This is a genomic window from Craterilacuibacter sp. RT1T (assembly GCF_023502145.1).
Taxonomy (GTDB): Bacteria; Pseudomonadota; Gammaproteobacteria; order Burkholderiales; family Chromobacteriaceae; genus Craterilacuibacter.
In genome coordinates this window covers 460604-474961 of record NZ_JAMFLI010000001.1, presented here as the reverse complement: position 1 = coordinate 474961, position 14358 = coordinate 460604, and the positions used below count along the sequence as shown (strand labels likewise).

Below are 14358 nucleotides of genomic sequence, written 5' to 3'. Positions count from 1 at the left end.
CAGCCCCGCAAGCCTGCCGTGACCGACCTGACCCTGCCCTCGCTGCCTGTTTTGCTGTCACCGGCCAGCCCCGAACCGCTACTGCCCCGCTTTCCGTCCACCACTGCACTGGATGCGGATGAAGCGGCGCGGGTTTTGCTGCTCTGGCTGGACAAGGTCGGTCATAGTCCGCTGTCGGCCGATACTTTGCTGCTGTCGCTACAAGCGGCGCGCACCACCGGCAGCCGTCTGCAAAACCGGCTTGACGCGCTGGCACGCGAACGCAGTCCTGACGATGCCGGCGCCGGCAGCCAGTTGCAGGCGCTGGCCCTACAGCTTGAAATCGCCCTGCATCAGGGTTACAAGCGTCTGGCCATGCTGCGCGACCGTAGCAGCGGCGGCGGCTGGCTCTCCAGCAGCAAGCCGCGCATGGAAGCGCTGGCGCTGGCGCTGGATAGCGCCTGGCAGCTGCAGCTTTATTTCACCCGCCATCACGCCCAACTGCCTGATGGCTTCTGGCTGGATTGCCACCAGCTCTATGCGCATATCGCGGCCAAGAACTGGGCACAAAAAACGGTCGGGGAGCCTGCCATCACGCTGGCCGCCCGCTACGCGGCCATTTTGCTGACCGGTTTGATCGCCAGTAACGGCATGGATCAGGCTTCGCTCAATGCCTTTATTCCGTTAATGCAGGAAGAAGCCCGCCACCTGCAACTGCTGGCCGCGACAGGCGAGCTAGCGGAAGAAGGCGGTTTTGTTTTCAGCAGTGCCGGCGACACCCCGCCGCGCTTTATCACCGACTGGCCGGCGCGCAAAGGCCCCGGGCCATGGTGGCAACTGGATTTGGCCGTGCTGCTGGAGCGCTTGCAGGCGCGACTACAAGCCCTGCCCGAGCCGGTGTCGCAAATCGAGCTGCAGTTACTGCTGCAGTTGCAGCAAAACTGGCGCCATCCGGCACGGCGGCGCCACCGCCGGCGCCGCCGCTTGGAAAGCAATAAGCTGCGCCTGTTAAGTTCACTGCCCGACTGCTGGGCGGCGCTGGCCGCAGAAACCAAGGCGGCAACCGGTGAAGACGCCACCGTGCCGGCCCCGGAGCTGCATATAGTCGACTTGAGCCTGTCCGGTGTGCAGTTGCAGGGCGAAGGCCGGCTCTACCATATCCAGCCGGGCGAGGTGGTGCTGATCAGCAGCAAGCCGCGCCACTGGCGCTGCGGCATCGTGCGCCGCATCAACAGCCACGATGCGCAAACCTGGTATGGCATCGAATATATGGGCAAACAGCCGCAAGCCGTGGAAATACGCCCCGACAACTCGCTAGGCACCAGCTGGCAGCAGGCCATCATGCTAAAAGGCAGCCTGCGCCATAGCGGCTGTGGCGTATTGCTACTGGAAGGGCGCGCCTTCAACACCCTGCGCCCGTTCATTATTCGCCATGGCACACAGGAAACCGCCATCCAGGCCACCCGCTTGCTGATGCAAAACAGCCACTACCAGCTATTCGAATACAAAAACCAGTAGGCGGCAGCGCCTGCCCAAACTCTCTGCGGACCTTAAGCCATGCCCGTGATTACCTGTGTGGAAGACCTGCGCCAACTGGCGCAAAAACGCGTACCCAAAGCCTTTTACGACTACGCCGACAGCGGGGCCTACACCGAAAGCACCTATCGCAGCAACAGCAGCGATCTGGCGGCGATCAAGCTGCGCCAGCGCGTCGCCATCAATGTGGAACAGCGCTCCACCCGCACCAACTTGCTCGGGCAGGAAGTCAGCATGCCGGTCATTATTGCGCCGACCGGGCTGGCGGGCATGCAATGGGCCAATGGCGAGATTCTGGGCGCACTGGCCGCCGAAAAATTCGGCATTCCGTTTACCCTGTCGACCATGAGCATCTGCTCGATTGAAGACGTGGCCGCCGCCACGCGAGCGCCATTCTGGTTCCAGCTGTATGTAATGCGCGACCGCGGCTTTATCCGTGCGCTGATCCAGCGCGCCAAGGCCGCCGGCTGCTCGGCGCTGGTGTTGACGCTGGATCTGCAAATTCTCGGCCAGCGCCACAAGGATCTGAAAAACGGCATGTCGGTGCCGCCCAAGCTGACCCTGGCCAATATTCTGGACATCGGCTCCAAACCGGCGTGGGCGCTGCGCGCACTGGCCGGGCGCAAGACCTTCGGCAATCTGGCCGGTCATGTGACCGGCGGCAGCGACATCGTGTCGCTCAGCCAATGGACGGCACAACAGTTTGACCCGACACTCAGCTGGGATGATGTAGCTTGGATCAAGCAGGAATGGGGCGGCAAGCTGATCTTGAAAGGCATACTGGATGTAGAAGATGCCAGGCTGGCCGTCGCCACCGGCGCCGACGCCATCGTGGTCAGCAATCATGGCGGGCGCCAGCTCGATGGTGCCATGTCGTCGATTCAGGCGCTGCCGGCCATTGCCGAAGCCGTCGGCGATCAGATCGAGGTCTGGTTTGATGGCGGCATCCGCAGCGGTCAGGACATACTCAAAGCCTGCGCCCTCGGTGCCAAAGCCAATATGATAGGCCGCGCCTTTTTGTACGGGTTGGGTGCCATGGGCGAAGCCGGCGTCAGCCAAATGCTGTCCATCTTGCAGCGCGAGCTCGATGTCAGCATGGCGCTGACCGGTAAGCAAACCATCCGCGACATCGGCCCGGATATTTTGGTGCGCTAAGCGGCCAGGCGGTGCGCCCGGCCACTGTCTGCTGCACGCAACACAACCCCACCCAAGCCAGCCGCCCTGATCCGACAACGATCAGGGCTTTTTTATGCACGCCAAAGCCGTATTCGGCAGATTTATTGCACAAACCAACATGGCAGCAAGGTTTTACTGCATAGCACGCCAACGGCTGGGCATAGCTACCACCGTCCGCCCACCCAAAAAGCAAACCTTACGTCATAAACTGTATATCCTGATTGTGTAAAGTTTTGGCTCGCGTCGTCAGGAGATATTTTTGGAACACACCAGACATCAGGTGCGCCCGCGCACACTGCTCTGGCTGGCCTTGCTATGCCTGACCGGCACGGCGCAGGCAGCCGACAAGGTAGGCAGCATTCTATTCAGCCAGGGCACCGTCAGCGCGCAAGCGGCCAACGGCCCCTTGCGCATCATTGCCAAAGGCAGCCCAATCGAGGAAGGCGATACCGTCAGCACCGATGCCAAGGGCTTCGCCGTTATCGAATACACCGATGGCGCGCGCAACACCCTGCGCCCGGCCACCCGCCTCACCATCAACCGCTACCGCAGCGACGGCACCTTGCAGACCCTGGTCGCCGGCGGCATCCGCAGCATCTCGGGCGGCATCGCCAAAGCCCGCCCCGAAACCGTGAAATACCAGACGGCGACCGCAACGCTGGGCATCCGCGGCACCTCCTTTGATGCGCGCCTGTGCACAGACAGCGGCGACTGTCAGGATACGCTTTCCAATCCGGCAGCACGCGCGCTGCTCATCAAGGGCCAGGTCAACGCCGGCGGCCGGGTACTGGTGAAAGGCGGTGCCGTCGCCGAAGGCGATACGGTAAGCACCGGCGCGGCATCGATTGCCGTGCTGGCCTTTGCCGATGGCAGCCGCGCCAGTCTTGGCCCCAATACCCGGTTTTCAGTCAAGGAATGGCGCTATGCCAAAGGCCAGGGCGGACAAGCCGCCCTCAGGCTCATCGATGGCGCCGCACGCATCGTCACCGGCGCGATCGGCAAGGCCAACCCGCAGGCGTACAAGGTACACGCCGCCACCGCCGTGATCGGCATTCGCGGCACCGGCTTTGACCTGAACTGCCGCGACAGCTGCGCGCAAACCGAAACACTCGGCAGCGAGGCACCACCGGCCGAGGTCGGCACCCGCACCGGTGCCAGCCCGGCCGAGGGCAGCCGCCTGTTCGCCCATACCTGGCAAGGCACGATCGAAGTGGCGGCCGGCCCGTACCGCGTGCCGGTCAGCGTCGGGCAAACGCTGGCGGTGAATGTGGCCAATGGTGCCAGCGACTACCTGAGCGGCGTCCCCGCCTTTATGCAGGACGATGCGCTGCCGCGCCCGGACAGCGTCGCCGGCAGCTTTGACGACAGTCTCACCCCCGCCCGCCCCGGCCTGTATAGCTGGGTACGCAGCGGCCGCGTCGCGCTCGCGCAAGGCGGCGGCGAAGTGGCGCTCGCCCCGGACGAGGCAGGCTACGCCGACTTTGCCGGCCATGTTCCCGAGAAGCTTGCGGCCATCCCGGCCTTTATGGCCGACGACACCACACCGCTGCCTGACGACTTCGACGAAAGCCAAACCCGACTGCAACTGCGCGCCCAACTGCGCGCCAGCCTGATAGAGGCACCCGCCCAATGCACGATACGCTAACCCTGTCCATGCGGCCGCTGCTGCTGGCTTTTGCACTGATGCCGGTCGCGGCGCTGGCGACCCAAGCCGGGCCCGGCTTTACCGTCACCGCCTATCAGCTGACCGACGCCAACCCGCTCACGCCGGACGATACCCGCCGCGTCCTCGCGCCCTACACCGGTGCGAACCAGACCATAGCCAGCCTGCAGCAAGCGGCGGCGGCCTTGCAAAAAGAACTGGCCGCCCGCGGACACGGTTTTTACCGCGTGATCCTGCCGCCGCAAACCGTGGACGGCACCGTGCGCCTGCAACTCATCCTGTTGCCGGTGGGCGATATCAGCGTCTTTGGCAACCAGCATTTCTCTACCCCGTCCATCCTGAACGCCCTGCCCGGCTTGCAAAGCAGCCAGTCGCCGGACACCCGCAAGCTGGCGCGCAACCTTGCCCAGTTCAACGACCATCCGGCGCACCGCGCGGTACTGACCCTGTCCGAAAGCCGCGAACGCGAAGCCATCGATGTCAAAGTCAGCGTCGAAGATGAAAAACCGTGGCTGGCCTTTGCCTCGCTGCAAAACAACGGCAACGCCAGCACCGGCAAATGGCGACTGTCGGTCGGCGCACAGGCCTCGCGCCTGTTCGATACCGACCAGCAACTCACCGCCTCCTATACCACCAGCCCGGATGAACACCGTCAGGATGTAAGCCAGTTTGGCGCCTCATGGAAGCTGCCGCTATATGCGCTGGCCACCGACCTGTCCGCCTATGCGGTCTACTCCAATGTCGACTCTGGCACCGTCGGCGGCTTTTTCGATGTGGCGGGTCAGGGCCATTTTTACGGCGTACGCGCCAGCTATCACCTGCCGCTACAAGGCAAGCTCAGGCAAAGCGTGGCGCTGGCGCTGGACAGCAAGTCGTTCACCAACCAAGTGCTGTTCGCCGGCGACAATCTGGGCAGCGATGTCGGCACGCGTCCGCTGACACTGGCGTGGAATGGCCAATGGCAAGATGCCGCCAGCCAGCTGGATGCCTCGCTGGACTGGGCGCACAACCTGCCCGGCGGGTCGGATAACGACGACCTTCACTATGGCGCCAACCGCGCCGGCGCAACACGCAACTGGCAGGCCTGGCATGGCGGCCTGAACGCCAGCATGCTCTTGCCGCGCAACTGGAGCCTGAACAGCCGCCTGCAAGGCCAGTACAGCCGCGATGCGCTGATCCCAGGCGAGCAGTTCGGTCTGGGAGGCAGCAGCAGCGTGCGCGGCTATCAGGAACGCGAAGTCTCAGGCGAGCGCGGCTATTTCGCCGCGCTGGAATGCTGGACGCCGCTGCTGCGCCCCACGCTCAGGGGACTACTGTTTGTCGATGCCGGCCAAGTCAGCCGCATCGACCCGCAAGCGGGTGAAGATGCCCGCTCGGCCCTCGCCTCGCTCGGTGCCGGCCTGCGCTGGCAGCCGCACAAACTGCTGGGCCTCTCGCTTGATCTGGCCCGTCCGCTAAAAGACGGCCCGAGCACCCGCGCCGGCACCTGGCGCGCCCATGCCTTAGCCAGCGCCCGCTTCTAAAGGAACACCCATGCCCTATGTGCCCCACTTCCGTCCGCGCGCACTGGTCATCGCGCTTGCCGCTGCCTTCGGCCCGGTTTACGCCCTGCCCGGCGGCCATACCGTCGTCGCCGGCAATGTCGCCATCAACGCCCCGGCGGCCAATGTGCTCAATATCACCTCGGGCAGCCACCGAGCCATCGTCAACTGGCAGCAGTTCGGCATCGGAGCCGGCGAACGCGTCCAGATCAACCAGCTCTCTGCCAACAGCGCCCTCCTCAACCGCGTCACCGGCGCCGACCCCAGCCGCTTGCTAGGCACGCTGCAATCGAATGGCCGCGTATTTCTGATCAACCCCAACGGCGTAATCTTTGGTGCCGGCGCACGCATCGACACCGCCGGCTTTATCGCCTCGACCCTGAACATCAGCGATGGCGACTTTCTGGCCGACCGGCTCAAATTCAGCGGTCTCGGCGCTGCCATCCACAATGAAGGGCTGCTGCAACTGAACGGTGACCTTGCGCTGATCGCCCCCCAGCTCAGCAACCAGGGGGTCATCAAGAGCGAACACGGCAATGTGGTGCTTGCCGCCGGACAAAGCGTCGAACTGATCGACCTGGCCAACCCCGATATCCGCTTCGCGCTGCAAGCCCCAGCCGATGCCGTACTCAACCTCGGCCGCATCGACGCGGCCAGCGGCGCGGTGGCGCTGTTTGCCGGCCAGATCCGCCACGGCGGCCAGATCAGCGCCACCCGCGCCGAAGTCGGCGGCGGCGGCAAGATCGTGCTGCGCGCCGGCACCATCCATGTCGACCAGGGCGCCAGCCTGAACGCGGATGCCCAAGGCAGCGGTCACGGCGGGCGCATCGAGCTTGTCGCCAGCGGCAAGGCCGCCGTACACGGCAGCTTAAGTGCCAGAGGCGGCGAGCAAGGCGGCGACGGCGGCTTTATCGAAACCTCGGGCGCGCAGGTGAACCTTGCCGGTGTCAACGTCGACACCCGCGCCCCCCAAGGCAAGACCGGCGACTGGCTGATCGACCCGAACGACTTCGTGGTGGCGCAAAGCGGCGGCGATCTGACCGGCAGCCAACTCTCCGGCCAACTGGCACAAAACAACATCACCTTGCAAAGCAGCGCCGGCCAAAGCGCGGGCAACGGTGACGTGCTGATCAACGACGCGGTCAACTGGAGCGCCGACACCACGCTAACGCTGCAGGCCGAGCGCAATATCAGCATCAACAGCGCCATCAGCGCCAGTGGTGCCAATGCAGGCCTGGTGCTCACCCCCAGCAGCGGCGGCCGGCACACCCTGGGCCCAAACGGCAAGGTCACGCTAACCGGCGCCAACGCCAAGCTCAGCATTGCGGGCAAGGACTACAAGCTGATCCGTAGCCAGAATGAGTTCACCACCGCGCTCAAACCCGCATCGGCCGGCAGTGACAGCGGATTTTTTGCGCTGGGCGATGATTTTGCTTTGGATGCAGGCTTCACCTCCCGCGCGGGGCTCGCCAGCGGCAGCGTATTCGACGGTCTGGGCAACACCCTGAGCAATCAGCAAGCGGCGCTGTTCGGCAGTAACGCCGGCCGGCTGCAGAACCTGACGCTGGCCAATGTCAACATCAACAGCAACAACACAGCAGGTGCTCTGGCCAATACCAACAGCGGCGTGATTGAAAACGTGCGCGTCAGCGGCAGCATCAAAGGCGGCATCCGTATCGGCGGGCTGGTTGGCTACAACCTCGGCGTGATCCGGGATAGCTCTTCGGCCGCCTCCGTCAGTGGAAGCGAGAAAACCGGTGGCCTGGTCGGTGAAAACATCACAGGCGGAAGCATCAGTCACAGCAGCGCCAGCGGCAAGGTCAGCGGCGTGACCGGCACGGGGGGGCTGGTCGGCAAGAACGAAGGCGTCATTGTAGAAAGCACTAGCGACGCTCAGGTCGACTCGACCTCCCGCTGGACAGGTGGGCTGGTTGGATGGAATCTAGGTGGCCGCATCAGCGGCAGCACCGCTTCCGGACGTGTTTCGGGTGATGATATCGTCGGCGGCTTGGTCGGCGCCAACCTAGGCACGCTGGAAAACAGCACCTTCAGTGGTAGTGCCAGCATCAACAGCACAAGCACCAGCACTGCGCGCTGGCTGGGCGGTCTGGTCGGCTGGCAGGACGACCAAGCCACCCTCCGCAACAGCTTCTACAACGCCGAAACCGTCACCCTCAACGGGCAGTCGCGTGTGTTCACCCGAGGCGCGCTGTATGGAAACCAGTATCAGGCCTGGCTCGCCGGCAACCGCAAGCTCGACATCGCCGACTATGCCACCACCCTCGCCACCGACGGCAACGGCGGCTACAAAGTCGGCTCGCTGCAGGGCCTGCGCGACCTGCTCGGCTTTGCCGACGCCGGCTACAGCTTCACGCTCACCGCCGATATGGACCTGGTTGGGGATGCCGGCTTCTTCCTGCCCTACTTCAAGGGTCGCTTCGACGGCGCGGGCCATACCCTGTCCAAGCTCAACATCACGCAGGACTTCACCGGGCGCACCGGCTGGGTTGGCCTCAACGAAGGCAGCCTTGCCAACCTCAAACTCGCCGGCGCCAGCATCCGGGGCTACGGCTACAGCAACAATGGCCTGCTGGTAGGCGAAAACCGTGGCAGCGTGCAGGGCAGCGTGGCGGCCGGCACGCTTGAGGCTGTCGGCGACAATGTAGGCTTCGACTGGGGCGGCAGCGGCGGACTGGTCGGTTTCAATACCCGAACCGGCAGCATCGACGCCAGCAGCAGCCACGGCAGCGCCAAGGGCCAGGACTACATCGGCGGTCTGGCCGGGATCAATAACGGCACCATCAGCACGAGCAACTCCGACGCCACCGTCAGCAGCACCGACGGCATCACCGGCGGTCTGGTCGGGCTCAACTCAGGCAATACCGCGCGCATCAGCAGCAGCAGCGCCAGCGGTGCGGTCACCTCTACCGACTACAACGTCGGCGGACTGGTCGGCTGGAACTACGACGGCGCCCGGATCGAGAACAGTGTCGCCAGCGGCGACGTCAGTGGTAATGCTCAGGTTGGCGGGCTGGTGGGCAGCAACAGCGCGACGATTACCAATAGCGAGGCGCGCGGCAAGGTCACAGGCACAAGCTATCGCGTCGGCGGACTGGTCGGCGCCAACTTTAGCAGCTACAACGTTGGCGGCGACATCAGCAATAGCAAAGCCAGCGGCAATGTCAGCAGTGGCGGCAACGAAACCGGTGGGCTGATCGGCTACAACAGCGCCGGGAAAATCACCAACAGCCAGGCCAGCGGCGCCGTCGCCGGCAGAGACGCAAGCGGTGGCCTGGTCGGCCTCAACAGCAACGGAACCATCGACAGCAGCGAGGCGAGCGGAGCCGTCAGCGGCCGCGATAGAACCGGCGGGCTGGTCGGCCTTCACCAATCCTGGAACGGCATTGGCCATATCAGCAACAGCTCGGCCAGCGGCGACGTGACCGGCAACAGCTTTGTAGGTGGGCTGGTCGGGGCAATTTGGGGCTATTCCGACAAACACGACATACGCGGCGGCGTGGCCCGCGGTAAGGTGATTGGCGATAACGAAGTCGGCGGGTTGGTCGGTAATCTGGGCCATAACGCCACACTGACCGGCAGCCGCTTCGAGGGTTCGCTCAATACCAAAGCGGGCGCCATGGCTGGCGGTCTGGTCGGGTCGCAGTCTGGTACGGCCATCCTGTCCAACAGCCACTACAACGCCGACACGGTGACGATCAACGGCAACAAGGTGGTGACCGCCGGCGCACTGTACGACAAACAGTACGCCGACTGGGTGGCCGACGGTGTGCTGGCGGCAGGCGACTATTTCGCGCCGGCCACCGCCGACGGCTACTTCGTGGTTGACAGCGTAGACAGGCTCAAGGCGGTGCTTGGCTTCGCCGCTGACGCCGACACCCGTTTCCGCCTCGCTGCCGACCTCGACCTCTCGGCGCTGAAAAACTTCAGCATCCCGCACTTTAATGGTGCCGACTTTGACGGCGCCGGCCATACGCTGAGCAACCTGTCTATCCAGCACGACATCACCCTCTCGACCGGCCTATTCGGCAATGTGGGGGCTGGCAGCCGGGCGCATGACCTGCGCCTGGTCAATGTCTCGATCAAGACCCAGAACAAGGCGGCAAGCGGCGGCATCGCCGGCACCAACAGCGGCACGCTGGAGCGGGTTTCGGTCAGCGGCAGCCTGTCCGACTCAGGGAACTACGGGCCCTACACGAACACGGCGGTAGGCGGTATCGCCGGCTACAACAACGGCACCATCCGGCAAGCCGGCGCGCTTATAAGCATCACAAGTACCAGCACGCAAGGCGGCATTACCGGCACCAACGCCTCCGGCGCCAGCATCAGCGACAGCTACAGTCAGGGCAGCCTGGAGAATGGTGTCAGCAGTGGAGGGCTGGCCGGTACCAACTTTGGCAGTATCAGCACCAGTTACTCGACGGCGCGGGTCAAGGCCGCAGGCGGCAATCAAGGTGCGCTGGTCGGCTACAACATCGGCAGCCTGAGCGACAGCTACTGGAATGCGGCGGCGTCCGGGCAAACACAGGCCGTCAGCGGTGGCAGTACCCCATCTGCACTCAGCGATACCCAACTGACGCAGCAGCCATCCTATGCCGGCTTCGACTTTACCAATAACTGGGGCATCGTCGATGGCAAGGGCACGCCCTACCTGAAATGGCAGTTCACGGCGGCGCCGCAACTGGTGTCGGGCAAGCTTACCGGCGGCGGCGGGCAGACGGTGCAGGTGATTTCGGGCGGGCAAGTGATCGGCCAGGCAGTAACGTCGGCCGACGGCAGCTACCTGCTGCAACTGGCGCAGGGCACCTTCCTCAGCGACGCACCGCTGCTGACCATCGCCCGCGACAGCAATAATGTGGTGACCGCCGCCGGCTACAGCGTCGCCAGCGCTGGCCTCGCCACCGGTTTTGACCTGAGCGCCGGCATGTTCAGTGTGTACGGCAGTGGCTCGGCGGCAACGCTGGGCGCGCTGTCGGGCGGCGGCAGCCTGTATAGCGCATCGGGCAACGACCTGACCTTCGCCAATTTGGGCTTCGAGTTAAAGTCGGGCGCCAGTTGGCTGCTCGCCGGCACGCTGAAAACCTCGGCCAGCCAAAACTGGCTGGGCACGCTCAATGTCAGCGGCAACGCCACGCTGGACGCCGGCGGCAATGCCATCAACCTGCCCGGCGGCCTCAATATGGGCGCCGGCAGCAGTCTTACCCTCAACGGCGGCGGCAACCGTGGCGGCGTGTTCGATCTGGGCGGCGGCACACTGACTTTTGCCGGCGGCAACCAGGTGTTCAACAGCGCCACCACCTTACAAAACGGCAACACCGAGTTTGCCGCCGCAGCCCGCTACAGCGGTACCGCCACCGTGAGCAATCTGGGCACGGTTCGCTTCGCCGACGGCGCACGTTTTGAAACAGCCTTTAACAATGCAGGACAAAGTACGCTGAACGGCAATATCCGCTTTGACAGCGGCTATACGCAAAGCGGCGGGGTAACCACGCTGGGCAGCAGCGGCAATCTTGCCACACTGACAGGCAATATGAATCTGGCTGGCGGCACGCTCGCCGGCAGCGGCACCGTCAGCGGCAATCTGCAAGTCGGCAACGCGACGCTGGCGCCGGGTTTCTCACCAGGCAGCCTGACGGTAAGCGGCGACCTGATGCTGGGCGCAGGCTCGATCATCAATAGCGAGGTCATGGGCAACGGCGCCGGCCAGTTCGACACCATTAATGTAGGGGGTACGGCAACGCTGGCAGGCACCCACAATGTGATCACCGGCAGCTACGCACCGACGACGGGCAATACCGACACCTTCAACCTGATCAGCGCCAATGCCTTGAGCGGCAGTTTTGCCAGCAGCAACCTGCCGGCCAGCGCCACGGCCGCCAGCAATGGCAGCTCCTACCAACTGGCGTGGGCAGGCTCGGCCCCCCCTCCGGTGACCCCGCCGGTTAATCCCCCAGTCACGCCACCCGTGACCCCGCCGGTGACACCACCTGTCACCCAACCCGGCGATAACAGTCAGGCAGGCACTTTCTGGCAGGCCAGCACGACGCAGGAGGTGATACAGCTATCGCAAAACTTCAGCAACCCAAGCCCGCTCACCACGGCCGGGGGCGAGGATGAAGAAAAGCGTCAGCGCGAACAGGGTGTGCAGGTTTGCCAGCCATAAGCGCGCTGTGGCGTCGCCATACGCGGCGCATCCTTGCCGCGTGGCTGCTATGCCTGCCTTTTTTGCTGGGTGCGCTCGGGGTGATTTCCCTGCCCGGGCTGGCCCGGCTGGAAGGCTGGCTGCACGATAGCCGGCTCGCGCTGACTGCGCCAGGCGGGGTCGATGCGCGGGTGGTGATTGTCGACATCGACGAGGCCAGTCTCGCCCGGCTCGGGCAATGGCCATGGCCACGGCAAACGGTGGCGACGCTGGTCGATACACTGGCCGGGCATTACCGCGCCCGCGCCATCGGTTTTGACGCGGTGTTTGCCGAACCCGAACACCGCGCCAGCGACGACTGGCTGCCCGCCCTCGGTGCGCGTTACCCGGCGTTGCTGCCCGAATTACGGCAACTGGCCGCCGGCGACGACCATGACCGGCGCCTCGCCGACAGCGTGCGCCGCGCGCCGGTGGTGCTGGGCTACTACTTCGATACCAGCGCCCGTGCAGCCCGGCAAAGTGGCCTGTTGCCCGAGCCGGTATTCGAGCAGGCGCTGGCCAGCGGCATGATGCCGGTCATGGCCGGTGGCTTTGGCGCCAATCTACCGCGACTGCAACAGGCGGCCGGTCACGCCGGCCATTTCAACGCGCTGGCCGATGCCGACGGTGTCAACCGCCGGCTGCCGGCGCTGCTTGCCCATCATGGCCAGCTCTACGACAGTCTGTCGCTGGCCATGCTGCGCCGTCTCGCCGGCGACATGCCACTGCTGCCCGAATATAGCGCCGGCGGCGAAATGGATGCAGTCTCTATCGGCCACTGGCGCTTGCCGCTGGACCGTAGCGGCACCCTGCTGATCCCCTATCGCGGCGCACGCGGCAGCTTTCCTTATATATCGGCGGCACGGGTGCTGGCTCACGAGGTCCCCCCCGCCCAATTGGTCGGACGTATCGTTCTGGTCGGCGCCAGCGCGCCGGGGCTGATGGATCTGCGCGCGACGCCGCTGTCTGCCGTCTACCCTGGCGTGGAAATCCACGCCAACGTGATCGCGGCGACGCTGGATGGCCGCCTGTACCGCCAGCCGGATGCGCCACTGATCGAAGCTTTGCTGGTACTGCTGCTGGGGGGGGGACTGGCGCTGCTGCTACCGCTGCTCTCCCCGCTCAGGGCTGCGCTGGCCACCTTGCTCTTGGCCGCCTTGCTGATCGCGGGCAATCTGGCCGCCTGGCAATACCAACTGCTGGCACTGCCGCTGGCCGCGCCGTTGACGCTGATCCTGCTGCTTTATCTGATGAATGCCAGTTGGGGCTATTTCAGCGAGGCACGCAAACGGCGCGAACTGTCCGGTGCGTTCGGCAGCTACGTGCCGCCGGCACTGGTGGCAAAGATGGCCGATGCACCGCAGCGTTTCCTCGCACAAATGCAGGGTGAGCACCGGGTGATGAGCGTGCTGTTTTCCGATGTACGCGACTTCACCCGCGTGTCCGAAGGTTTGCCGGCAGCTGAACTGGCCACGCTGATGAACCGTTACCTGTCGGCACAGACCACACATGTGCAAGCGGCGGCGGGAACGGTCGACAAGTATATCGGCGACGCGATCATGGCGTTTTGGGGGGCGCCGCTGACCGACGAGGCGCACGCGCGCCACGCCGTCGAAGCGGCGCTGGCGATGGTGGATGGCATGACCGCACTCAACGCGGATTTTGCCGTACGTGGCTGGCCGCAACTGGCTATCGGTGTCGGCATCAACTCAGGCGGGATGAGTGTGGGCAATATGGGCTCGGACTTTCGCCGCGCCTATACGGTAATGGGCGATGCGGTCAATCTGGCGGCACGGCTGGAAGGGCTGACCAAGGTCTATGGCGTGCCCATTCTATGCGGGCCGGACACCCGCGCCGCCTGCCCCGATAGGGTGTGGCGCGAAGTCGACCAACTGCGGGTCAAAGGCAAGTGCGAGGCGATCAGCGCGTGGCAACCACTGCCCACAGCCAGCCAAGCCGCCGCGGAACTTGAAGCGTGGCAGACCGTGCTGGCCGCCTACCGCGCGCGCGACTTCGCCGCCGCCCACACCCGCCTCGAGGTGCTGGCCGCGGCCGCGCCGCACGATGATCTCTACCGTTACTATCTGGCCCGCTGCGCACGCTATCTGCAACACCCGCCCGCTGCCGACTGGGACGGCATTCACCAACACAGCGAAAAGTAAGTAAAGCCGATGCCAGAGACCCTGGACAGACACCGCCGGCGCCTGCTTGAACGACCCGCACCCAAGGTGGGTGCATGATCGCCCTCCCCCATCTCAACGGGT

At 64.6% G+C, this 14358-nt stretch carries 6 protein-coding genes; all 6 read left to right on the top strand.

Features of this window, described 5'->3' with window-relative positions:
* The first annotated feature begins 18 nt into the window (after window positions 1–18).
* The 6 genes from M3P88_RS02510 (at window position 19) to M3P88_RS15875 (ending at window position 14256) form a co-directional block, all read left to right on the top strand.
* The gene (locus M3P88_RS02510) at window positions 19–1497 is read left to right on the top strand and encodes a cyclic-di-GMP receptor FimW-related protein (protein WP_249614479.1); all 1479 of its coding nucleotides are present in this window, start codon (window positions 19–21) and stop codon (window positions 1495–1497) included.
* Window positions 1498–1536: 39 nt separating this feature from the next.
* Window positions 1537–2670, top strand: a complete 1134-nt coding sequence (locus tag M3P88_RS02505; protein WP_249614478.1) for an alpha-hydroxy acid oxidase — start codon at window positions 1537–1539, stop codon at window positions 2668–2670.
* 280 nt (window positions 2671–2950) lie between these two features.
* Window positions 2951–4336, top strand: a complete 1386-nt coding sequence (locus M3P88_RS02500) for a FecR family protein (protein WP_249614477.1) — start codon at window positions 2951–2953, stop codon at window positions 4334–4336.
* Window positions 4321–5877, top strand: coding sequence for a ShlB/FhaC/HecB family hemolysin secretion/activation protein (locus M3P88_RS02495; RefSeq protein ID WP_249614476.1), 1557 nt, complete (start codon window positions 4321–4323; stop codon window positions 5875–5877). Before M3P88_RS02500 ends, M3P88_RS02495 begins: the two co-directional genes overlap by 16 nt.
* A gap of 10 nt (window positions 5878–5887) precedes the next feature.
* Window positions 5888–12076 carry a GLUG motif-containing protein gene (locus M3P88_RS02490; RefSeq protein WP_249614475.1) on the top strand — a complete coding sequence of 2063 codons (6189 nt, stop codon included), beginning with the start codon at window positions 5888–5890 and terminating at the stop codon, window positions 12074–12076.
* Complete coding sequence (locus tag M3P88_RS15875) at window positions 12064–14256, top strand: CHASE2 domain-containing protein (RefSeq protein ID WP_283773067.1); 2193 nt, start codon at window positions 12064–12066, stop codon at window positions 14254–14256. Before M3P88_RS02490 ends, M3P88_RS15875 begins: the two co-directional genes overlap by 13 nt.
* The last annotated feature ends 102 nt before the right edge of the window (window positions 14257–14358 follow it).

Bases quoted from the DNA above. Each gene is read 5' to 3' on its own strand.
- M3P88_RS02490 (WP_249614475.1), top strand. From the start codon at position 5,888: ATGCCCTATGTGCCCCACTTCCGTCCGCGCGCACTGGTCATCGCGCTT.
- M3P88_RS02495 (WP_249614476.1), top strand. From the start codon at position 4,321: ATGCACGATACGCTAACCCTGTCCATGCGGCCGCTGCTGCTGGCTTTT.
- M3P88_RS02505 (WP_249614478.1), top strand. From the start codon at position 1,537: ATGCCCGTGATTACCTGTGTGGAAGACCTGCGCCAACTGGCGCAAAAA.